The organism is Streptomyces sp. NRRL S-37 (assembly GCF_000721605.1).
GTDB lineage: Bacteria > Actinomycetota > Actinomycetes > Streptomycetales > Streptomycetaceae > Streptomyces.
In genome coordinates this window covers 318,235-341,500 of record NZ_JOIZ01000007.1, presented here as the reverse complement: position 1 = coordinate 341,500, position 23,266 = coordinate 318,235, and the positions used below count along the sequence as shown (strand labels likewise).

At 73.0% G+C, this 23,266-nt stretch carries 14 protein-coding genes; 3 read left to right on the top strand and 11 right to left on the bottom strand.

Annotated elements, in window-relative coordinates:
* The first annotated feature begins 151 nt into the window (after nt 1-151).
* Nucleotides 152-448 carry a chorismate mutase gene (locus tag IH50_RS0114450; protein WP_030861172.1) on the top strand — a complete coding sequence of 99 codons (297 nt, stop codon included), beginning with the start codon at nt 152-154 and terminating at the stop codon, nt 446-448.
* A gap of 284 nt (nt 449-732) precedes the next feature.
* Here IH50_RS0114450 and IH50_RS0114445 read toward each other — a convergent pair whose 3' ends face one another.
* The 8 genes from IH50_RS0114445 to IH50_RS0114410 form a co-directional block, all read right to left on the bottom strand.
* Nucleotides 733-1,953 carry a hypothetical protein gene (locus IH50_RS0114445; protein ID WP_030861169.1) on the bottom strand — a complete coding sequence of 407 codons (1,221 nt, stop codon included), beginning with the start codon at nt 1,951-1,953 and terminating at the stop codon, nt 733-735.
* A 255-nt stretch (nt 1,954-2,208) separates the two neighbouring features.
* The gene (locus IH50_RS0114440; protein ID WP_030861167.1) at nt 2,209-3,999 is read right to left on the bottom strand and encodes a GMC family oxidoreductase; all 1,791 of its coding nucleotides are present in this window, start codon (nt 3,997-3,999) and stop codon (nt 2,209-2,211) included.
* Between the two features lie 76 nt (nt 4,000-4,075).
* The gene (locus IH50_RS0114435; protein ID WP_030861165.1) at nt 4,076-5,689 is read right to left on the bottom strand and encodes a succinic semialdehyde dehydrogenase; all 1,614 of its coding nucleotides are present in this window, start codon (nt 5,687-5,689) and stop codon (nt 4,076-4,078) included.
* 129 nt (nt 5,690-5,818) lie between these two features.
* Nucleotides 5,819-7,462 (bottom strand): serine/threonine-protein kinase, encoded by a 1,644-nt coding sequence (locus IH50_RS0114430; protein WP_030861163.1) that lies wholly within the window; start codon nt 7,460-7,462, stop codon nt 5,819-5,821.
* An 80-nt stretch (nt 7,463-7,542) separates the two neighbouring features.
* Nucleotides 7,543-8,754 (bottom strand): serine/threonine-protein kinase, encoded by a 1,212-nt coding sequence (locus tag IH50_RS0114425; protein ID WP_051767300.1) that lies wholly within the window; start codon nt 8,752-8,754, stop codon nt 7,543-7,545.
* Nucleotides 8,755-8,835: 81 nt separating this feature from the next.
* Nucleotides 8,836-10,548 carry a serine/threonine-protein kinase gene (locus tag IH50_RS0114420; protein ID WP_030861159.1) on the bottom strand — a complete coding sequence of 571 codons (1,713 nt, stop codon included), beginning with the start codon at nt 10,546-10,548 and terminating at the stop codon, nt 8,836-8,838.
* A 159-nt stretch (nt 10,549-10,707) separates the two neighbouring features.
* On the bottom strand, nt 10,708-13,248 hold the full coding sequence (locus tag IH50_RS0114415) for a protein kinase domain-containing protein (RefSeq protein ID WP_030861157.1): 2,541 nt from the start codon (nt 13,246-13,248) through the stop codon (nt 10,708-10,710).
* A gap of 153 nt (nt 13,249-13,401) precedes the next feature.
* Complete coding sequence (locus tag IH50_RS0114410) at nt 13,402-15,453, bottom strand: serine/threonine-protein kinase (protein ID WP_030861155.1); 2,052 nt, start codon at nt 15,451-15,453, stop codon at nt 13,402-13,404.
* 172 nt (nt 15,454-15,625) lie between these two features.
* Between IH50_RS0114410 and IH50_RS0114405 the strand changes: the two genes are divergently transcribed.
* Nucleotides 15,626-16,669: a serine hydrolase domain-containing protein gene (locus IH50_RS0114405; RefSeq protein ID WP_030861153.1), complete on the top strand. Its 1,044-nt coding sequence runs from the start codon at nt 15,626-15,628 to the stop codon at nt 16,667-16,669.
* Between the two features lie 155 nt (nt 16,670-16,824).
* Here IH50_RS0114405 and IH50_RS0114400 read toward each other — a convergent pair whose 3' ends face one another.
* A complete protein-coding gene (locus tag IH50_RS0114400; protein ID WP_030861151.1) occupies nt 16,825-18,531 on the bottom strand; it encodes a glycerol-3-phosphate dehydrogenase/oxidase in 1,707 nt (568 codons plus the stop codon).
* Nucleotides 18,532-18,805: 274 nt separating this feature from the next.
* Between IH50_RS0114400 and IH50_RS0114395 the strand changes: the two genes are divergently transcribed.
* Nucleotides 18,806-20,014 carry a nucleotide sugar dehydrogenase gene (locus tag IH50_RS0114395; protein WP_030861149.1) on the top strand — a complete coding sequence of 403 codons (1,209 nt, stop codon included), beginning with the start codon at nt 18,806-18,808 and terminating at the stop codon, nt 20,012-20,014.
* Nucleotides 20,015-20,373: 359 nt separating this feature from the next.
* Here the strand turns inward: IH50_RS0114395 and IH50_RS0114390 are convergent, their stop codons facing one another.
* Together IH50_RS0114390 and guaB are read right to left on the bottom strand one after the other, a co-directional pair.
* Complete coding sequence (locus IH50_RS0114390) at nt 20,374-21,498, bottom strand: GuaB3 family IMP dehydrogenase-related protein (RefSeq protein WP_030861148.1); 1,125 nt, start codon at nt 21,496-21,498, stop codon at nt 20,374-20,376.
* A gap of 105 nt (nt 21,499-21,603) precedes the next feature.
* The gene (guaB, locus tag IH50_RS0114385; protein ID WP_030861145.1) at nt 21,604-23,106 is read right to left on the bottom strand and encodes an IMP dehydrogenase; all 1,503 of its coding nucleotides are present in this window, start codon (nt 23,104-23,106) and stop codon (nt 21,604-21,606) included.
* Nucleotides 23,107-23,266 lie beyond the last annotated feature (160 nt).

The following is a 23,266-nucleotide window of genomic DNA, read 5'->3' as shown; positions in this document are numbered from 1 at the left end:
GACCGGCCCGCCGGCTGCCATGGTCGTGCTGCTTGAGCAACTGACAAGCGACTTCCCAGGCGCCCCGGGCCGACAAGGTCCGGGGCGCCTGGCGTTTCCCTCCGGACCCTGTCGCTCCGGGGCCCCGCACCCACCCACGAGGAGCCCCGGCATGACCACCACCACGACGGAGTCGACCGAGAAGACCGGCGCCCGCACCACCGAGGCCGCCGAGCTGATCACCGGCGCCCGCGAGCGGATCGACGCGCTCGACGACCGGATCATCGGTCTGGTGCAGGAACGGATGGCCGTGTCGGCCGTCATCCAGAAGGAGCGGATCGCCTCCGGCGGGCGGCGGGTGAACCTCTCCCGCGAGATGGAGGTCCTCGCCCACTACCGGGACGCCCTGGGCAAGCCGGGCACCGCGCTCGCGATGACCCTGCTGGAGCTGTGCCGCGGCAGGATCTGACCTTCGCGTGCGTGGTACGGACGTCCGCGCGCTTCTCACCCGTACGGCGCGTGACCGGTACCGGCACCGCTTCGTTGGTACCGGTGTCCGCGTCGGCCAGGGGCGGACCCGAGCAGTACCACGCGTGACTCGCCGGGGCGATGAGACGTGCGGATCGTGCCGCGCGTCGTGGGACCTCGCTCCGGGGACGTGACCGGACGGCAGGGGACAGCGGCCCGGTCACCCCAGAGAACGGCCGGTCCCGGGGACGCCCGGGGCCGGCCGGTGGAAACCCTCCGTACGCCTCAGGTGCGGGTCACGACCCCGCAGCCCGCCTCGCCGCCGGCCGGCTTCAGGTCCTTGCTGCGGTCGTACGGGTCGCGGGCCGGTCCGGTCGGTTCGGGGCGTCCCCGCCGGTCGTCGAGGAACTGCGGCCGGATGACCCCGTCGCCGTCCCGGCAGTCGTCGTTGGATATCTCGCCGTTGACGTCGGTGATCCAGATGCGCCCCTCGGCAGCCTGGAACCTGGCGGGGTCCACGGCGTCCACCTCGATCGTCCGGCGGACGATGGCCCTGCTCACCTCGTCACCGCCGCCGACGCGGGCCATCGGGTACACGAAGGTGTAGTCGGCCTTGACCAGGGCCCGCCCGGTGGTTCCCTTCACGGCCTCGACCGTCATACGGCCCCGCACCCGCACCTCGCCCACGAGTTCGACCTCCGCGGGGTCGAACCGGGTGAACGTCCACACCGGGTCGTTCTTCTCCGTGGGTTCGCGCAGGGCGTCGCGCAGATCGGCGAGGTACTCCTTCTCCGCCGGGTCCACCAGCTCCAGTGCCTTCGTCGGCCGCTCGCCCCTCAGCACGGCGGGGTCGAGGTTGGCGGCGACCAGGAACTCCTTCGTCCCCTTCAGCGCGGCCCTGATCCGGTCGGCGGGCACCCCGCCCACGGCCTTCGCCTCGGGCAGCCGGATGGCGTCCGCTCCCGCCTCCCACCGGGCGGCCGGGGACCCGGCGAACGGCTTCTCCCGGGTGGGGAGGCCGTCGGGGGCGTCGGGAGGCGCGGTGCCGGGGCGGCCGGTCTCGGGGGCGAGCGGAGTGGCGTCGGCCGCCCCCGCCTCGTCCTCACCGAGGCCGCCGGGCAGCCAGGACAGCGCGGCGGACGGATTGACGGCGACCACGGCCAGCGCCGCGGCCACCACGATCCCGACCGCGCTCCAGACCCGGCGCCGGCGCGACGAGCGACGCTCCAGGACCTGCAGGGGCGGGCCCGTACGCCACCCCTCGGGCGGGGCGGGCGGCGCCGTCTTCCGTTTCCTGCCCGTGCGGCGCTTGCCGCCCGCGGCCGCTCGCGCCTGCGCCTCGTCCATGGCCCGCAGCCGCTCGGTCACCATGCGCGCCCGCGCCGACGGTTCCTTGGGGGCGGAGGCACGGATGTCGCGCTCACTGTCCTGGACGAACTTCGCCCAGACGTCGTCGGGGAGGGACGAGGACTCCGGTCTGTTCTCTTCGGACGGCTGCTCGGCCACGGGGTCGCGGACTCTCTCTCGATGGCGGTCGTAGGCGGCCGAGCGTACGCCAGCGATGATCACTCATCACCTGTGATCCAGATCACACAAAAATCCCCCGCGGAGCAGGACAACCATCCGTACGCCCTGTTGATCACACTCACTGAGATCCTCACGGACCACACGGACAAGGGAGAAGGACCTGAGCTCGGAGGGGGGCACAGGTCCTTTTTCCTTGGCCGTTCTCCCCTTTCCTCGGCCGTTTCCCCGGTGGCCTCAGTTCCGCTTCGGCGGCACCGCCGGCATCCCCAGGAACGGCAGCCGCAGCGCGCCGAACGCCTCCGCCGGGACCGCCGGGGACTTCGGCTCGACCGGCTCCAGACGCCGGTAAGGCTCCCCCTGCGCGGGGCGCGGATCGGCCTCGCCCTTGTTGGGCCAGTACGACATCGCCCGCTCGGCCTGCGCCGTGATGGTCAGGGAGGGGTTGACCCCCAGGTTCGCCGAGACCGCCGCCCCGTCCACGACCGAGATGCCGGGGTGGCCGTAGAGGCGGTGGTACGGGTCGATCACACCGGTCTCGCGGGAGGCGCCGATCGGGCAGCCGCCCAGGAAGTGGGCGGTCAGCGGCATCCCCGTCAGCTCGCCGACGTTGGAGCCCGCGAAGCCGTTGATCTCGGCCGCCAGCGCCGACGCGCCGTCCGTGGCCGCCTTGATCTGCTTGGGGTTGGGGGCGCCGTGGCCCTGCCGGGCGGTGAGCAGCCCGCGGCCGGCCCCGGACGGCTTGAGGTACGTCGTCAGGGAGTTGTCCAGCGACTGCATCACCAGCCCGATGATGGTCCGCTCCGACCAGCGCCGGTTGGACAGCGAACGCAGCAGCAGCCAGGGGTGCTTCGCCACGTTGCCCAGCCAGCCGAGCACCCGGGCGGCGCCCGAGCCGCCGCCGGCGTACGGGACCTGGAGGATGGACAGCCCGCCCATCGAGTTGGAGCCGCGGCCGTAGCGGACCGGCTCGATGTGGGTGTTCGCGTCGGGGTGGACCGACGACGTGATGGCCACGCCGCGGGTGAAGTCGGCCTTCGGCGCGCCGGTGGCCCTGCGGTAGCGGCGGTCGTCGGTCTGCGCGCCGACGAGGGCCTCGGAGTTGGTACGGGTCAGCTCGCCCAGCCGGTCCGAGAGGTACGGCAGCTGGCCGCCCGCCTTCATGCGGTGCAGCAGGGTCTGGGTGCCGTAGGTGCCGGCGGCCAGGACGACCCGGCGGGCGCGGAAGGTGCGGCCCTCGCCCTTGCGGCGGTCGTCGGTCGGCAGCGTGGCGACGGCGAACCCGCCCCGCGAGTCCTCCGTGACCGACACGGCCGTCGTCATGGGGTGCACGACCGCGCCCGCCTTCTCGGCGAGGTGGAGGTAGTTCTCGTTGAGGGTGTTCTTCGCGCCGTGCCGGCAGCCGGTCATGCACTCGCCGCACTCGGCACAGGCCCGCCGCGACGGCCCCGCCCCGCCGAAGTACGGGTCGGGCACCTCCTGCCCCGGCTTCGCCCGCGCCTTCCCGTCGGCGTCCTCGCCGTCGCCGAAGAAGACGCCGACCGGGGCCATGTGGAAGGTGTCGCCCACGCCCATCCGCTCGGCCGCCGCCTTCAGGTGCACGTCCGACGGGGTCATCGTCGGGTTGAGCCGTACGCCGAGCATGCGCTTCGCCTGGTCGTAGTACGGGGCCAGTTCCTCCCGCCAGTCGGTGATGTGCCCCCACTGCGGGTCCTCGAAGAACGGCTCCGGCGGTACGTAGAGGGTGTTGGCGTAGTTGAGCGAGCCGCCGCCGACGCCCGCGCCGGCCAACACCATGACGTTGCCCAGCAGATGGATGCGCTGGATGCCGTACATGCCGAGCCTCGGCGCCCAGAGGTAGTTCCTCAGGTCCCAGGAGTTCCTCGGCAGGGTGTCGCGGGTGAAGCGGCGGCCGGCTTCCAGGACGCCGACGGTGTAGCCCTTCTCCGTCAGGCGGAGGGCGGTCACGGAGCCGCCGAAGCCGGAACCCACGACGAGGACGTCGTAGTCGTAAGCGTCTTGAGGCACGGAGGGCTCCCCTTTGAGTTCGCGTGCGGGTCGTGTGTGGCTGGTCGCGCAGTTCCCCGCGCCCCCTTTGGGCATCTCACCTGAACCGGAGTGTCTTCATGAGGCGCAGGCTGCGGCTCATGAAGGCCGCGTACTTCTCGTCGTCCATGCCCAGCGAGGGGGCCATCGGGAGGAGGCGCTGGTGGGCGATCGTCTGGGCCTCGGTGTACTTGAGGATGCCCTCGGAGCCGTGGCGGCGGCCGAGGCCGGAGTCCTTCATGCCGCCCATCGGCGACTGGACGCTGCCGTACGCGGAGGCGTACCCCTCGTTGATGTTGACCGTGCCGGTGCGCAGGCGCGCGGCGACCGCGCGGCCGCGCCGGGCGTTCCTGGTCCAGACGGAGGAGTTCAGGCCGTACGGGGTGGAGTTGGCGCGTTCGACCACCTCGTCGTCGGAGGTGAAGCGGTAGACCGAGACGACCGGGCCGAAGGTCTCCTCGGAGCAGACGCTCATGGGGGCCTCGACGCCGTCGAGGACGGTCGGCTCGTAGAAGTAGGGGCCGATGTCCGGGCGGGCCGTGCCGCCCGCGAGCACCTTGGCGCCCTTGGCGACGGCGTCGTCGACGTGCCGGGTGACGGCGTCGAGCTGGCGCTGTCCGACCAGCGAGCCCATGTCGGCGCCGTAGGCGAGGGAGGTGCCGAGGCGGAGCGCCTTGGTGCGGGCGGTGAAGCGCTCCAGGAAGGCGTCGGCGACCGACGCGTGGACGTAGAGCCGCTCGACGGAGATGCACAGCTGGCCGGCGGAGGAGAAGCAGGCGCGGACGGCGCCCGCGGCGGCCTTGTCGAGGTCGGCGTCCTCCAGGACCAGCATGGCGTTCTTGCCGCCCAGTTCGAGGGAGACGCCGACCAGGCGGGCGGCGGCGCCCTGGGCGACCTCGCGGCCGGTGCGGGTGGAGCCGGTGAAGGAGACGTAGTCGGCGTGCCGGACGACCTCGGGGCCGACGACCGGGCCCTCGCCGAGGACGACCTGGAAGACGTCGGCGGGCAGTCCGGCCTCGATCAGCAGGTCACGGGCCCACAGGGCGGTGAGGCAGGTCTCCGTGTCGGGCTTCATGACGACCGCGTTGCCCGCGGCGAACGCCGGGAGGGCGTCGCCGACGGAGAGTTCGAGGGGGTAGTTCCAGGGGGCGATCTGGCCGACGACACCGCGCGGGTGGCGCAGTTCGGTGACCTTGGTGAGGGCCGGTACGGCGCCCGCGTGCCGCTTGGGCCGCAGGTAGGCGGCGGCGCGGCGGCCGTAGTGGCGGGCGGCGACGGCGACGGCCTGCACCTCCTCGTGGGCGTGCAGCCGGGCCTTGCCGGTCTCCAGCTGGATCAGGTCGAGCACCTCGGCCTGGCGGGCCAGCACCAGGTCGTGGAAGCGGAGCAGGACGGCGGCGCGCTCCCGTACCGGGATCCGCGCCCAGACGGCCTGGGCGGCGCGGGCCGCTTCGAAGGCCTTCGCCACGTCCTCGGGCGTCGACTCGGGCAGGTCGGCCAGCTTCTCGCCGGTGAACGGCGTGTGGCTGGCGGTCCGGCCGGAGCCGGCCACGCCCTTGGTGAGCTGGGCGACCAGTTCCGGCGTGACCACGTCGGCGGCGGTGCGGGCACCCGCCGGCGCGGGGGCGAGGGGGTTGGTGCCGGTCGTTTCCCGGGTCTGCGCGTCCGTCATGAGCCGCAGGGTATGCCCGGGGGAACACTTTGTGTACCCGTCGGTAACGGATTCACCGACCGCTCACATGCCGCCAGTGAACGCTGGCGGCGAAGCCCCTGATCAGGGCGTTGACGGACCTGCCGCGGTTCAGAGCTTGTGGACGTCCCAGGAGTCGATGACGGTACGGGCGATCTCCCGGCCGTCCTCGGTGAAGTGGCCCTTGCCCGGGTACACGATCCACAGCCGGTACATGTCGCCGCCCTTGCTCCGGTAGTACATGACCCGCACCTCGTGCACCAGCGCCGGAGTGGTGGTCGTCGTGTAGACGATGGTGTTCGTGGCCGCCTCGTGGTCCTTGTACGTGGTCTCGCGCGGCTTGCCCTTCGGGGCCGGGGTGTCGGCGATGCCCCAGCCGTACTCGCCGTCCTTCAGCTCCTCCCAGTGCGCGAACGCCTCTTCCGAGGCCGAGGCCCCGATCTCGCCGTCCTTGTCCTCGGCCTTGATGTCGCGGTCGATCTCGACCCGCACCAGCCCGCTGGGGTCGGTGAAGGAGGCGACCGTCCCGTCCGAGTCGTCGGGCTGCTCGTCCTTCACGAAGCCCTCCGGCACCGCGACGGAGGCGCCCACCCGGTCCCCGAGGTCGTGCCGCTTCCAGCCGTCCGGCAGCGGTCCCGCGAACGGGTCGGCGATCAGCAGGCAGGCGGCCACCGCCGCCGCGACGACCGCCGCGCCCAGCGCCGTCAGCGTCCTGCGGCCGATGCGGACGCCCTTGCCGCCCTCGGTGAACCGGACCACCTGGGTGGGCTGCGGCGCGGGCGGGTTCGCGGCGGCCTCCAGCGCGGCACGGACCCGGGCGGCGTCGGGGCGGCGCGCCGGGTCCTTCTGCAGCAGCGCGGTGATGATCTCGGCCAGCGGGCCCTGCGCGGAGGCGGGCGGCGCCGGCGTGGCGTTGAGGACGGACTGGAGGGTGGCGGGGGTGTTGCTGCGGCGGAACGGCGAGACGCCCTCCGTCGCCGCGTACAGCACCACGCCGAGCGACCACAGGTCGGAGGCGGGGCCGGGGCGCTGGCCCAGCACCCGTTCCGGGGCGATGTACTCGGGCGAACCGACGAAGCCGCCGGTGTCGGTCAGGTTGGTCTCGCCCTCGATCTGCGCGATGCCGAAGTCGGTGAGGACGACCCGGTCGTACCGGCCGAGCAGGACGTTGTCCGGTTTGACGTCCCGGTGCAGGATGCCCGCCGCGTGGGCGGCCTCCAGCGCGCCGAGCACCTCCAGGCCGACCCGGGCCGCCTCGCGCGCGGAGAGGGTGCCCTCCTCCTGCAGCACGGCGCCCAGCGAACGGCCCTGGACCAGTTCCATCACGATCCACGGCCGGCCGTCGACCACCGCGACGTCGTGGACGTCGACCACCGCGGGGTGGTCGAGCCGGGCGGCGGCGCGGGCCTCGCGGCGCATCCGCTCGGAGGCGTTGGAGCGTTCCCCCTCGGGGAGGTGGTCCGGGACGCGGGGCTCCTTGACGGCGACCTCGCGGTCCACGGTCTCGTCCTTGGCCCGCCACACCGTGCCCATGCCGCCGTGCCCGAGCCTGGCGAGCAGCCGGTAACGGCCGGCGATCAGCCGTCCGGCGCCGGGGTCGCTCTCCGGCTGCGGCCGCGGTGGGACCACCTGGGTCGGTGCCGCGTACGGGTTGCCGGGGTGCGGCACGGACGCGGGCGGGTTCGGGTTCGGCGGTTGCAGACCGAAACTGGTTGGCTCGTCGGCCCCGTGGCGGGCTCCCCCGTTACTGCTCATGGTTCATCACTATCGCGCCGAGCCCTCACGCATCCACCGCGGATGCCGACCGGTCACAGACCCGTGACCCGCGTGGGGACTTATCTCCCGTTTGCGGGGGTGTGCGGCCGGATCGGGGAATCGGCCGCCGGAGATGAGGGAGAGGGCGTCGGGGTCGCGGTGGGTGATGGGCTCGCGGGGGTCTCCGGCGCCGTGCTCGCCGGTGTACCGCCCCCGTCGCCGTCCCGGTCCTGCAGGAGCAGCGCCGCCGCTGACACCCCCGCTCCCGCCATGGCGGCGACGGCCAGGGCCGCGACGAGCACGCCCCTCGTGGGCTGCCGCCGGACCGGACGCGCCCCGGGTCCCCCGCCCGTCTCCTCCCGCCGCACCGGGGGCCGCCGGCGCGGCGCGTCCCGGTGCGGGGGCAGCAGTCCGGGGGGTGCCGACTCCGGCGTACGGCCCGTCTCCCGGAACGCCCGCAGCATCCGTTCGGCCCGGTCCGCGTCCAGCCGGCGGTCGGGGTCGCGCTCCAGCAGGCCGCGCACCACGGGAAGAATCGGTTCTGCCTCGATGGGCGGCCGTATCTCGTCGACCACGACCGCGTGCAGCACCCCGCCGAGGGAGTCCCGCCGGAACGGCGACTCGCCGCTGAGCGCCGTGCACAGCAGCGCGCCCAGCGACCACAGGTCGGACTCCGGTCCCGTCCTGGCGCCGGACATCCGCTCGGGGGCGGTGTACTCGGGCGAGCCGACGAAGGAGCCGGTCTCGGTGAGCGTGGTGGCGCCCGACACCCGGGCGATGCCGAAGTCGGTGAGGACGACCCGGTCGGTGCCGTTCTCCAGCAGGACGTTGGCGGGCTTGAGGTCGCGGTGCAGGACGCCCGCCGTGTGCGCGGCCCGTAACGCCCCGAGCAGGTCGACACCGATGCGCGCGGCCTCCGCTGCGTCGACCGGGCCCTGCTCGGCGATCCGGTCGGCGAGGGACGGCCCGTCGATCAGCTCCAGGACGATGTACGGGCGCTCGTCGTCCACGACGACGTCGTGGACGACGATGATGTGCGGGTGGCTCAACTGGGCCAGGGCACGCGCCTCGCGCAGGGTGCGGTCCCGCTGCCGCCGGGCGTCCGCCGCGGAGAGCGTCTCGTCGAGGGGGAGCTCCTTGACGGCGACACCCCGTCCGAGCAGTTGGTCGGTGGCCCGCCACACCACACCCATGCCACCGCGTCCGAGCCTCGCCTCCAAACGGTAACGGCCCGCTATGACACGTCCGTTGGTCCTGGCGGTCGCGTTCTCGGCGTCCCCGTCGGTCCCCATGGGCCCATCATGCCCCACCGGATGTCTGCCCTCCGGTACGGCGATTCGGCCAAGCGGCGCGCCTCGGCGCCCGCCCCGGGGTCAGGGCTCGCGCCACCCCTTCAGCACCGTCTCGAACTGCCCGCTGGTCGTGGCCCAGTCCTCGGCCGGCCCGGACATGTAGATCGCGTACTCGACGCCGTCCCGTGAGAAGTACATCTGGTCGACCGCCCGGCGCGGCCCCGGGAAGGCGGTGTCCTTGGCCAGGGCGGTCCAGGTGTACTCCAGCCGGGCGCTCTCGCGGTCCCGGTAGACGCGGCGGTCCAGACCGATCCGCTGGTAGGCGACCAGGCGCTGCCCTATCTGCCGGTCCAGGTCGCTCAGGTGCTCGTACGGGTCGTCGAAGTCGGACGCGTCGTCCATGGCGATGCGGATGAAGTGCTTGCCGCCGTCGGGCGTGTAGTCGACCTGCCGGGTCTCCTCGTCGAAGACCTCGCGCTCCCAGTCCTCGCCGGGCAGGGCGATGCTGAAGCCCCAGGGGTCGCTGCGGCGCACCCAGCCCTCCGGGAGGTTCCCCCGCGACCCGGCCTTCCCCGTCTTCGTGGGGCTGGGCGTCGGACCCGGGGAGGGGTCGGCCGTGGTGCTGCCCCGGTCCTGCTGCTGGAGCATCACCGCGGTGCCCCCGCCGATGACCGCCGCCAGGACGACGACCAGGGCGATCACCCGCCCGCGCACCCGCCTGCGGGGCGCGGCGGACGGCGTGTACGGCTGCTGGGCGGCCGTGGGGCCGCCGTGCGGGTACGACGGCTGGGCGGTCGCGGGGCCGCCGTGCGGGTACGACGGCTGGGCGGTCGCGGGGCCGCCCTGCGGATACGGCTGCCGGGCGGTCGCGGGGCCGCCGTGCGGGTACTGCGGGACCCCCTCGGGCCCGGTCTCGTACGGCAGGGGGACAGGGGCGTCGACCGCCCGGGTCGGCACGTACTCCTGGGCGGCCTGCGGCCGGCGTCCCTCGGCGGCCTCGGCGAGCAGCTGCTCGGTCCTGTCCGCGTCGGGCCGGGTGGCCGGATCCTTGCGCAGGAGTGCGCTGATGACGGGCCCGAGCGGGCCGGCGTGCTCCGGCTCGTCGGCCTCCTCCTCGACGACCGCCTGCATGGTGGTCAGCGGTGACGTGCGGCGGAACGGTGATCTGCCCTCCACCGCCGTGTACAGCGTCGCGCCGAGCGCCCACAGGTCGGAGGAGGGGCCGGGATCGTGGCCGCGGACCCGCTCGGGTGCGAGGTAGTCGACCGAGCCGACGACCTCGCCGGTGCGGGTGATGGCCGTGTCGCCGTCGATCTGCGCGATGCCGAAGTCGGTGAGCAGGACCCGGCCGTCGTCGCCGAGGAGGACGTTGCCGGGCTTGACGTCGCGGTGCAGTACGCCGGCGGCGTGCGCGGCGCGCAGGGCGCGCAGCACCCACAGGCCGATGCGCGCGGCCTCGCGGGGGTCGACGCGTTCCCGTTCCTTCACCGCGTCGGCCAGTGAATGGCCCTCGACCAGCTCCATCACGATCCACGGCCGGCCGTCGTGCTCCAGCACGTCGTGCACCGTGACGACGGCGGAGTGGTTGATCCGCGCGGCGGCCCGTGCCTCCGCGCGGGTGCGGGCCAGCAGCGTGGCCTGTTCGCTGTCGGAGACGTAGAGCGCCGCGGTCAGTTCCTTGATGGCGACGACCCGGTGCAGCACCTCGTCATGGGCGCGCCACACCCGGCCCATGCCACCGCTCCCGATGGATTCACCGAGCCGGTAGCGGCCCGCGACGAGCGAGCCCTGCATCTGATTCACGTTGCCCCGCAATGGTCTTGACAGGGTCAGCGTAAGTACCCCGGCGCGTCCTGGGAACCGAGGGGGTGCCATGGAGACCGCACTGTGACAGTTGTCGCTTTATGGGGCGTCAGGCAACCAAAACCCCTGTGACCACGTGGAGTCGGTGGGTCAGCCGGTGAAGCGGTAGGTCGCCGCCGCCTGCTCGTAGAGCCGGGTCACCTCGTCCCGTTCGGCCTCCGGTCCGCGTACCTGCACCACGTGGTAGCGGCCGTCGATCAGCGCCGCGAGGTTGCGGACGTACAGCTCGCCGCCGTCGCCGGTCCAGGTGAACTGGCCCTCGGCCATGGTCCGCCCGCCCACCTCGATGGTCTTCAGACCGGTGGAGGTGGCCCAGCTGGAGTCGCGGTAGGGCTGCAGCTCGCGCTCGTCGTCCCGCTGGTAGGCCATGGGGTCGCCGCCGTACTTCTGCGCGCTGTCCCGGCCCGGTACGACGATGAGCTCGAAGTCCCCCTTGGAGTACACGACCTGGCCGCTGCCGTTCTTCGGGGTGCGCTGCCAGCCCTCGGCGACGGCGACCCGGAAACCCTCCGGGTCCTCGGCCAGGGTGAAGCCGTCGGCGGCCTCGGGGCCGGTGGTCTGCGTCTCGGGGGAGGCGGCCGACTCCTCGGGGCTGCTCTCGGGGCTGTCCTCGGGCTTCGACGGGTTCCGCCCGGTGTCCGGTGGGCTCGGCGCGGGGCTCACCTCACCGGCGGCTCCGGTGCGGTCGGCCGAACCCGGGCCGTCCTCACCGGACTTCGGCAGAAACAGCATGGCGTACGCGATCGCCGCCGCCAGGGCGAGCAGCACCAGCAGGAGCAGGGTGCGGCCGAGCCGGCGCGGGGAACCGGTGTCCCGCTTGTGCCGCCCGTGATGCGCGGGGAGCCCGGCGCGGCGCCTGCGGACCAGCTCGCCCCGGCGCCGTATGACGGGCAGCTTGCTCGCGTCGGCGGGCGGTGCCGCTATGACGTGCACACCCGCCTCGGGTTCGGGCGCGGAGCGCACCAGCGAACGCAGCCAGCCGCGCAGCTCCTCGAAGTCGATGCGCTCGGTGGGGTCCTGGCGCAGCAGCGACTCCACGACCGGCCGCAGCGGCCCGCACTCCTCGGCGAACGCGGGCGGCTCGGCGCACACCATCTGCACCAGCTCGGCCGTCGACTCCTCCGGGTAGGGCGCGTGCCCTTGTACGGCCCGGAACAGCAGGGAGCCCAGCGCCCAGAGGTCGGTGGCGGGGCCGATCGGGGCGGCGAGCTGCCAGTTCTCGTGCACGGGTCCGGCCTGCTCCGGCGCCCACCGCTCGGTCACGGGCCCGACGACGGCCATGCGCGCCTGCCGCGCCCGCTCGGCGGCCAGCGCGGTGGTCGGGCCGCGGCGTGCGGGGGCGTGGGCCACCAGGTCGTCCCAGCGGGCGGGCGGGGCGGGGGCGGCCGCCGGTTCGAGGGCCGCGGGAGCCGGGGCGGCTTCGGGTGTTCCCGGGGCGGTGCGTCCGCCGCCGCCTGCGCCGCCCGTACGGGGCGCGGTCCCGTACCGGCCGGTGGTGCCCACGCCGTAGGGGTCGGCTATCTGTCCCGGCGGGATCGCGGCGGCCGTCGTGCCCGCGTCCTCGGCTCCCGGCCGGGAGCCGTACGGCGGCTGCGCGGAGCCGCCGCCGTGCTGCGGGGCGGAGTCCTCGGGGGCGGGCCGGGCGCCGGGCAGGGCGGCACGGCCGCTCTGCTGGGCCTCCTGCACCCGGGCGGCGGCACGGGCGCCCGCCCGGTACGCGGCGATCGCCCCCGCGCGGGCCGCCCGCACGTCGCCCGCGCTGTCGAGGGCCTTGGGGGCCGCCACGGGCGAGAGACCGCCCGCCGTTTCCGCCCCGCCGCCGGACATCCGGCCGGCCCGTGCCTCGATGGCGGCCCGGCGCGCGGCATCGGGATCGGGATCGGGTTCGGGCTCGCGGGTGAACCCGGGCGGCCAGGACGGGCCGCGCCCGGCGTCCAACGTGCCCGCGGGCGCCACCGGCCTCGGAGCTTCAGGGGCCCCCGCCGGCTGCCCCGGCTCCTCGTCCGGGGCGGGCACCGGGTCGTACCCGCACAGTGCCTCCTCCGCCGCACCGACCGCGAGACCGGTGAGCATCACCCGGCCGTCGTCGCAGACGAGCACCGTGCGCGCGGTGATGTTGCGGTGCACCCAGCCGTGGGAGTGCAGCACCCGCAGTGCGGTCAGGACGTCGGAGGCCACCTCGGCCGCCCGGTACGGGGACAGCGGCTTCTCGGCGAGCAGGGCGGCGAGCGGACGCGCGGAGACGAGTTCACTGACGATCCACAGCGAACCGCCCTCCGCGAACACGTCGAAGACCTGGTCCAGGCGCGGGTGGTCGGGGATGGCGGCCGCCGCCTGCGCGGCCTCGATGGCGCGTCGCACGACCGGGTCGGCGGGCCGCCGCGTGCCTCCGCGCGCGGACCCGGGTCCGCCGCGCCGCGCACCTCTGTCACGGGCGGTGAAACCGTCGGGCAGCCCCTCCGCGTCCAGCACCTCGGCCTCGACGACCTCCGGCAACGGGACCTGCCTGACCAGGACTTCCTGCCCGCTGTAGGTGTCGAAGGCGCGGGTCTCGGTCAGTTCGTACTCGTCGGAGGGCGGCAGCGGCAGGCGGTAGCGGTCGGCGAGAACCCGTCCCGCATAGTCGTCCACGTTGCCTCCCCCGGCACTACGGTCGGTCGGTTCCGTTCGCCCGGCGGGCCGTTCCGGCTGCGTACGGTCCGCGGGCATTCACGATACGTGCCGGAGGCAACCCGCAGCGAGGGGATGCCACATCTGCCTCCCCATTCCGCGGGCCGCTCATGCTCAGGACTTCGGCCGGAACGTTTCCGTCAGCGTCCGCCAGGTGTCCTTGCGCCGGTCGCTGCCCCAGTCGGCGGCCTTGGCCGTGTACATCAGCCCGTACCCGAGCCGGTCGCCGACGACGGTCCCCCGGTCGATGGACCGGTACTTGGTCCCGCTCTCCACATAGGTGAACTCCCAGTCGGCCGTGTCCCAGCCGCGGTAGTCCACCGCCTCGATACGGATCCGCTGGTACTGGGAACGCACCATGGCGCGTTCCTGGTTCTTCCAGTCGGCGACCGGGTCGTCCTTCGGCGTGGTCGTCCAGCCGATGAGCAGCTTCTGCCCGTCCGGTCCGGTGAAGCGGTCCCCGGCGGCCCCCGTCGACTGGAACTTCCATCCCTCGGGCAGCCCGATCGAGTACCCCTGGTTCCCGTTGTACGTCTCCGCCGCCGGCGTACCGCCGTCGTCCTCGTCCTCTTCCCCGGCCTCGTCCGCGTCCTCGTCCCCGGCCGCTCCGCCGGCGCCGGCTGTGGCGGTCGCCGAGCCCGCTCCCGTGTCCGTCGGCCCGGTCGCCGTGCCGTCGGTGCGGGTGCCGTCGCCTTCGTCGCCCTTGGTGTCGGCGCTCGGGGTCCCGCTGGCGACGGTCCCGCCGCTGCTGCCCTCGGCTCCCTTGCCGCCCTCGTCGTCGCCGAGCGTGAGGGCCAGCACGGTGCCGAGCACAGCGAGCACCACGACCACCGCGATGATGACCAGCGTCCGGCGCGGCACCACATCGGTGAGCGGCGCCCGCGGCACGGCCCTGGCCGGCAGGTCCGGCGGCGTCATCACCGGCCAGCCCGAACTGCGGCCACCGGCGGCCGGCTTCTGCCGTGCGGTCCCCGGCGCACCCGGGCCGGGTGCCTGGGCCGGGTGCGCGGCGGGCTTCGCGGCCGGGGCGGAGGGCGACGCCACGCCGGGCCTCGTCCCGGAGGCACCCGCCGCCGTGCTCCTGGTTCCCGCGGCCGAAGCGGCTCCGGCACCGCCGGACTTGGCGCGGGTCGCCGCGGCGGCACCGGCCGAACCGGCCGCCACCGCCGCCTTCCGCACGGAACGCAGCGCGCCCCGCAGCTTCTCCCCGGCCTCCTCGCCGCGCCTGCCCCCGCTGCCCGCCCGCTCGTCCGGCTGCTCGGGCAGCGGCACGACCTTCGTCGCGTCCGCCGGTTCCCCGGCCTCCTTGGGCGCGGGCGCGGCGAGGATCGCGTTCAGCATGGCCCGGGCGCCGCTGTCGTCGAGCCGCTGGGCGGGGTCCTTGTTGAGCAGCCCGTAGATGACGTCCCTGAGCGGTCCCGCGTTCTTCGGCTCGTCGAGCGGCTCGGTCATCACCGCCGTGAGCGTCGCGATCGCGGACCCCTTGTCGTACGGCGGAGTGCCCTCCACCGCCGCGTACAGCAGTCCGCCGAGCGACCACAGGTCGGCGGCCGGCCCCGGCTTGTGCCCGCGGGCCCGCTCCGGGGAGATGTAGGAGGGGGCGCCGACCAGCATGCCGGTCGAGGTGATGGACGGGTCGCCCTCGACCTGGGCGATGCCGAAGTCCGTGAGCACGACCCGGCCGTCCTCGGCGATCAGCACGTTCGACGGCTTCACGTCACGGTGCAGGATGCCCTCGCGGTGCGCGGAGCGCAGGACGTCCAGGATGGCGAGGCCGACCTCCGCCGCGCGCCGCGGTTCCAGCAGGCCGTCCTCCCGGATGGCCTCGGCGAGCGACTTGCCCTCGACGAGTTCCATCACGATCCAGGGCCGGTCGTCCTCCTCGACCACGTCGAAGACCGTCACGGCGCTGTTGTTGCGGATCCGCGCGATCGCCTTGGCCTCGCGCAGGGTCCGGGTGATCAGCCGCCGCTTCTCGTCCTCGTCGATGTTCGACGGGAAACGGAGCTCCTTGACGGCGACGGTCCGCCCCAGGGTCTCGTCCTGGGCCCGCCACACCGTGCCCATGCCGCCGCGGCCGAGCACATCTCCCAGCCGGTACCGCCCGGCGAGGAGACGTGCGCTCTTGTCCTGACGGGATGTCCCCGCCCGCTCCGCCTCCGACATGCGTCCCCTCATGCAACCCGCCCTGACAGAGCCTTCATTGTCCCTCACCCGACAAGTGGTCGACGCCCAGGGTGCCTCTGGCCGCGCACCGGGCCCGGCGCGCCCGGCACCTGGGAGGGCGGACACGCCCCTCCGCCCTGCATGATGGGGCTCCGACATAGGAGGATCCGGGATGCCGCCGCTACGGACACTACTGGCCGTTCCTGTGTCCCTGACCCTGCTCGCCCTGGCCCCGGCCGCCTCCTCGGACCCGGCCGTCCCGCCCACGGACGCGCTCCTCCCGCTGCTGGTCACACGGGGCGGCGCCCCCGCCGCGGCCCTGCTCGCCCAGGAGGAGACCGGCGCCCACTACGCCGACGCCGGCCCGGACATCGAGCGCGCCGACCACTTCCGCGCCGGCAGCATCACCAAGACGTTCGTGGCCACGGTCGTCCTGCAACTGGCCGACGAGGACCGCCTGTCGCTGTCCGACACCGTGGAGGAGCATCTGCCCGGCCTGGTGCGGGGAGCGGGCAACGACGGCCGCGCGCTGACCCTGCGTTCCCTGCTCACCCACACCAGCGGCCTGTACGACTTCTCCGCGGACACGCGAGGCACCGTGCCGGTCACCCCTCTTCAGGCCGTACGCATCGCACTCACCCACCCTCCGGCCGACCCCGGCCGCTTCTCCTACTCGAACACCAACTACGTCCTGCTCGGCCTGGTCGTCGAACAGGTCACCGGCCGCTCGTACGCCGCCGAGGCCGAGCGCCGCATCATCGCTCCGCTGCGCCTGATGGGCACCTCCTTCCCGGGTTCCCTGACCTCTCTGCCCTCGCCGCACGGCCACTCCTACGCGGCCGACGGAACCGACGTCACCCGGCTCGATCCGCGGGTGGCCGGCGCCGCGGGCGAGTTGGTGACCACGCTCGCCGACCTGGACCGCTTCTACGCGGCCCTGCTCGGCGGTGAACTGCTGCCCCCGCGCCGGCTGCGCGAGATGCTCGACACCCGCGCCGCACACGGCTCGTACGGCATGGGTCTGTTTCCTGTGACGCTTCCGTGCGGCACCACGGTGTGGGGGCACAACGGGCGCATCTCCGGCAGCTACGTGCGCACCGCGGCCACGGTCGACGGCCGGCGTGTCCTCACCTTCCGCGTGAACACGGAGTCGATGACGGATCCCGGCCTCGAACCCGCGATGCTCGCGGCCGAGTTCTGCCCTCGCACCTCTTAGAACGACCGGGTTCCGAACGGATATCCCGGATCTCGCCACCCGTTCGAGTGATTCGGACCGGTGGCCGGCGACTCGCGGCCTGCGGCTCACGGCCCACGCCTCACGGCCCGCGAACCACGCCTCACGGCCCACGACCCACGCCCCGCAGCCCGCGGCTACAAAGGCACGATGTCCGGAGCCCCCAGCCGTGCCGCGTCCGCCGTCAGGTCGTCGGGCTGCCGCTGCGACTCCCGCTCGGCCTCCACCCGCTTCTCGTAGTGCCGCACCTCGCGCTCGATCTGGTCCTTGTCCCAGCCCAGCACCGGCGCCATCAGCTCGGCCGCCTCGCGGGCGCTGCGCGTCCCCCGGTCGAACGTCTCGATCGAGATGCGGGTGCGCCGGGTCAGCACGTCGTCCAGGTGCCGCGCGCCCTCGTGCGAGGCGGCATAGGTGATCTCGGCACGCAGATAGTCGTCGGCCGCCCGGAGCGGCTCGCCCAGCGAGGGGTCCGCGGCGATGAGGTCCAGGACCTCCTCCGCCAGAGCGCCGTACCGGTGCAGCAGGTGCTCCACCCGTACCGTGTGCAGGCCGGTGCGCGCGGCCGTGCGCGCCCGCGCGTTCCACAGCGCGTGGTAGCCCTCGGCGCCGACCAGCGGCGTGTCCTCGGTGACGCAGTCGGCGACGCGCACGTCGAGTCCGTGCACCGCCGCGTCCACCGCGTCCTTGGCCATGACCCGGTACGTCGTGTACTTGCCGCCCGCCACCACGACGAGCCCGGGCACCGGATGCGCCACGGTGTGTTCGCGGGACAGCTTGCTCGTGGCATCCGACTCACCGGCGAGCAGCGGCCGCAGACCGGCGTACACGCCCTCCACGTCGTCCCGCGACAGCGGCACCGCGAGCACCGAGTTCACGTGCTCCAGCAGGTAGTCGATGTCCGCGCTGGACGCGGCCGGGTGCGCCTTGTCGAGGTCCCAGTCGGTGTCCGTGGTGCCCACGATCCAGTGCCGGCCCCAGGGTATGACGAACAGCACGGACTTCTCGGTGCGCAGGATGAGCCCGGTCGTGGAGTGGATGCGGTCCTTGGGGACGACCAGGTGGATGCCCTTCGAGGCCCGTACGTGGAACTGTCCGCGCTCGCCGACCATCGCCTGGGTGTCGTCGGTCCACACCCCGGTGGCGTTGACGATCTGCTTGGCGCGGATCTCGTACTCGCCGCCGCCCTCGACGTCCTGCACCCGGGCGCCCACGACGCGTTCCCCCTCGCGCAGGAACCCCGTGACCCGCGCGCGGTTGGCGGTCTTCGCACCGTACGCCGCCGCCGTGCGCACCAGCGTCGCCACGAACCGGGCGTCATCCATCTGAGCGTCGTAGTACTGCAGGGCTCCGACCAGCGCGTCCTTCTTCAGACAGGGTGCCACCCGCAGCGCGTGACGACGGGTCAGGTGGCGGTGCACGGGCAGGCCGCGCCCGTGCCCCCGGGCCATCGCCATGGTGTCGTACAGCGCGACGCCCGACCCGGCGTACCACCGCTCCCAGCCCTTGTGCCGCAGCGGGTACAGGAACGGCACCGGGCGCACCAGATGCGGAGCGAGCCGCTCCAGCAGCAGGCCGCGCTCCTTCAACGCCTCCCGTACGAGCGTGAAGTCGAGCATCTCCAGATAGCGCAGGCCACCGTGGATCAGCTTGCTGGACCGGCTGGAGGTGCCCGACGCCCAGTCACGCGCCTCGACCAGACCCGTGGACAGACCGCGCGTCGCGGCGTCGAGCGCCGTACCCGCACCGACCACGCCACCGCCCACCACCAGCACGTCCAGCTCGTGCTCGGCCATGGACGCGAGTGATCCGGCGCGCTGTGCCGGCCCCAGTGTCGCTGTCCTCACCGCTGCCTCCCGCTCATCGGTCGCATCGGCCGCACCCGTCGGGCGAAGCCCGGTCCCCCACCCTCATGCCCAGATTCTGACCGGCTTGCCCGACTTCAGCCACCACGGACCCTCAGCCTGTGGACAACCCGTGCGGGACGACTCACCGAAACTCAGCCGACCAATCCCGCATATCGGTCATATTTACTCCTAGTCTGACATTGCGCTCGCCTGTCCAGTCCACAGGGCTTGCGCACCTGTCGCACTCCGGTTATTGGGAAGGACGGTCCACGCCATGCCCGCAGACCTCGCCGTCATCGGACTCGGCCCGTACGGCCTGCCCCTGGCCCAGGCCGCCGTCGCCGCCGGCATCTCCACCATCGGTTACCGGACCGGCCCCGAGCCGGGCTTCCTCAGCGCCGCCGAACAGCGCCGCATGCTCGCACAGGGCTTCCGTACGACCGCCAACGCCACCGAGCTCGGCCGGGTGCGCACCGCCGTCATCTGCGCACCCACTCCGCGCGGCGCGGACGGCGGGCTGGACCTGGGCCAGGTGGAGACGGCCGCCCGCACCCTCGCCGCGCGGCTGCGCCCGCACACCACGGTGATCCTCGAGTCCCCGGTACCCCCCGGGACCACGGAGGGGCCCCTGCTGCGTCTGCTCGAATCGGGGTCGGGCCTGCGCGCGGGGCATGATTTCCACCTCTCCTACTCCCCGAGCCGGGTCGACCCCGGCAACCGCGACCACACCCCCGCCAACACCCCGAAGGTCATCGGCGGCCTCACCCCCGCCTGCACCGAGTCCGCCGCCGCCTTCTACGGACGCATCACCGACAAGGTCGTCCGCGCGCGCGGCCTGCGCGAGGCCGAAACCGTACAGCTCCTGGAGACCAACTTCCGGCACGTCAACATCGCCCTCGTCAACGAGATGGCCGCCCTCTGCCACGACCTCGGCATCGACCTGTGGGACGTCCTCAGATGCGCGGAGACCAAGCCCTTCGGCTTCCACCCCTTCCGCCCCGGCCCCGGCGTCGGCGGCCACGCCGTCCCCCAGGACCTGACCACCCACGCGGGCCGCACCCTGCGCATGGCGGAACTGGCCCAGGAGGTCAACAACCGCATGCCGCGCTACGTCGTGCAGCGCGCTACCGCCCTCCTCAACGAGCACGGCAAGTCGGCGCGCGGCGCACGGGTGCTGCTCCTCGGCGTCACCTACAAGCCCGACCTCGCCGACCGGCAGGGTTCCCCGGCCCAGGAGATCGCGGTCCGGCTGATGGAGCTGGGCGCCTCCGTCAGCTACCACGACCCGCACGTACCGTCCTGGAACGTCCTCGACCACCCCGTCCCCCGCGCGGACTCCCTCTACGAGGCCGCCGCCGACGCCGACCTGACGATCCTCCTCCAGCACCACCGCACGTACGACCTCCAGGGCTTGTCGGTGAAGGCCCAGCTGATGCTGGACACGCGGGGGGCCACGCCTACGGGGGCGGCGCATCGGTTGTGAGAGGGGCGCGCGGGCGCCCTCCACGCCACAGGGGTCGGTGGTGGGCGGGGCGTTGCGCGGGTACGGTAGAAACAGGTGGAGCCCACCGCAGCGGGTACTGCGGTAGGCCCCTGAAAAGTGAACGGAGTGTCCACCCCTAGTTCTTGTAGGGGTGGCCGCTCACTTTCCGTAAATCCACAAGATGCACCTCCTCCGGAACTTCACCATCCGAAGACGGATCCGGTCCCAGGCGGTGGGCTTGCGGTGACGGCCCACGGCGCGCCCCCTGAACACCACGCGCGCCCCCGGACACGCGAAAGAGGCCGGTCACCTCACCAGGTGACCGGCCTCCTCAGTGCCGTGTCGAAGCCCGCCCGGCCCTACCGCCGGTGCTGCGAGTCCGCCACCGTCACCTCGACGCGCTGGAACTCCTTCAGCTCGCTGTAGCCGGTCGTGGCCATCGCGCGGCGCAGGGCGCCGAAGAGGTTCATCGAGCCGTCGGGGGTGTGGGACGGGCCGGTGAGGATCTCCTCCAGCGTGCCCACCGTGCCCAGGTCGACCTTCTGGCCGCGCGGCAGCTCCTCGTTGACGGCCTCCATGCCCCAGTGGTGGCCCTTGCCCGGGCCGTCCGTCGCGCGGGCCAGCGGGGAGCCCATCATCACGGAGTCGGCGCCGCAGGCGATGGCCTTGGGCAGGTCACCGGACCAGCCGACACCGCCGTCCGCGATGACGTGCACGTACCGGCCGCCGGACTCGTCCATGTAGTCGCGGCGGGCGGCGGCCACGTCGGCGACCGCGGTGGCCATGGGGACCTGGATGCCGAGCACGTTGCGCGTGGTGTGCGCGGCGCCGCCGCCGAAGCCGACGAGGACGCCCGCCGCACCGGTGCGCATCAGGTGCAGGGCGGCCGTGTACGTGGCGCAGCCGCCGACGATCACCGGGACGTCGAGCTCGTAGATGAACTGCTTCAGGTTGAGCGGCTCGTGCGCGCCGGAGACGTGCTCCGCCGACACCGTCGTACCGCGGATGACGAAGATGTCCACACCCGCGTCGACGACGGCCTTGGAGAACTGGGCGGTGCGCTGCGGGGAGAGCGCGGCGGCGGTGACGACGCCGGAGTCGCGCACCTCCTTGATGCGCTGCCCGATCAGCTCCTCCTTGATGGGAGCGGCGTAGATCTCCTGGAGGCGGCGGGTGGCCGCCTCGGCGGGCAGGCCGACGATCTCGTCCAGCAGCGGCTGCGGGTCCTCGTAGCGCGTCCACAGGCCCTCGAGGTTCAGCACGCCGAGGCCGCCGAGCTCGCCGATGCGGATCGCCGTGGCCGGCGAGACGACCGAGTCCATGGGAGCGGCCAGGAACGGCAGCTCGAAGCGGTAGGCGTCGATCTGCCAGGCGATCGAGACCTCCTTCGGGTCCCGCGTACGGCGGCTGGGGACGACGGCGATGTCGTCGAAGGCGTACGCCCGGCGGCCGCGCTTGCCGCGCCCGATCTCGATCTCAGTCACGTCTGTGGCCTTTCCCTGATGCGTTGCAGCGCCTTCCAGTATCCCCGACGGACACGCCGAGGGCGGTCCCGGAGGTGTCCGGGACCGCCCTGGAAGGCCTTCTGACTACTTACGGCTGTAGTTCGGCGCTTCGACCGTCATCTGGATGTCGTGCGGGTGGCTCTCCTTGAGGCCGGCCGACGTGATGCGGACGAAGCGGCCCTTGGACTCCATCTCCTCGATGGTCGCGGCGCCCACGTAGCCCATCGTCTGGCGCAGACCGCCGACGAGCTGGTGCAGCACGTTGGCCAGCGGGCCGCGGTAGGGCACCTGGCCCTCGATGCCCTCGGGCACGAGCTTGTCGTCGGAGGCGACCTCGGCCTGGAAGTAGCGGTCCTTCGAGTACGACCGGCCCTGTCCCCGGGACTGCATGGCGCCCAGCGAACCCATGCCGCGGTACGACTTGAACTGCTTGCCGTTGATGAACTGCAGCTCGCCGGGGGACTCCTCGCAGCCCGCGAGGAGGCTGCCCAGCATCACGGTGTCGGCGCCGGCGGCGAGCGCCTTGCCGATGTCGCCGGAGTACTGCAGGCCACCGTCGCCGATCAGCGGGACGCCCGCCGCGCGGGCCGCGAGGGACGCCTCGTAGATGGCCGTGACCTGCGGGACGCCGATGCCGGCGACTACCCGGGTGGTGCAGATCGAACCGGGGCCGACGCCCACCTTGATGCCGTCGACACCGGCGTCGATCAGCGCCTGGGCGCCGTCGCGCGTGGCCACGTTGCCGCCGATCACGTCGACGCCGACGCTCGACTTGATCTTCGCCATCCAGCTCAGCGCGTTGCTGTTGTGTCCGTGCGAGGTGTCGACGACCAGGAAGTCCACACCGGCCTCGGCGAGCGCCTGGGCCCGCTCCAGTGCCTCGGGGCTGGCGCCCACGGCGGCGCCCACGATCAGGCGGCCCTCCGCGTCCTTGGCGGCGTGGGGGTACTGCTCGGCCTTCACGAAGTCCTTGACCGTGATGAGGCCCTTGAGGATGCCCGCGTCGTCGACCAGGGGAAGCTTCTCGATCTTGTGGCGGCGCAGCAGCTCCATCGCCTCGACGCCGGAGATGCCGACGTGCCCGGTGACCAGCGGCATCGGGGTCATGACCTCGCGCACCTGACGGGAACGGTCGGTCTCGAAGGCCATGTCGCGGTTGGTGACGATGCCGAGCAGCTTCTTGTTGCCGTCGGTGACCGGGACACCGCTGATGCGGAACTTCGCGCACAGGGCGTCGGCCTCGCCGAGCGTGGCCTCCGGGTGGATGGTGATGGGGTCGGTCACCATGCCGGACTCGGAGCGCTTCACCAGGTCGACCTGGTTGGCCTGGTCCTCGACGGAGAGGTTGCGGTGGAGCACGCCGACGCCGCCCTGACGGGCCATGGCGATCGCCATGCGGGACTCGGTGACCTTGTCCATCGCGGCCGAGAGCAGGGGGATGTTCACCCGGACGTTGCGGGAGACGCGGGACGAGGTGTCGACCGCGTTGGGGAGCACTTCGGATGCGCCCGGCAGCAGCAGCACGTCGTCGTAGGTGAGCCCGAGTGTCGCGAATTTGGCGGGCACTCCGTCGACGTTGGCAGTCATGACACCTTCCCCAAATGGCCTTGATCGGTGCGGATGTCCATGCTAACGGGAAGCGTGGGTGTCTCATTCCACGGTTTCGCACGGCTCCAGGCTTCGTATGTTCGTACGGGAACGGCTGATCTTCCGTTCATATTCCGTTCGTATGCCGAAGGGGCGGCGC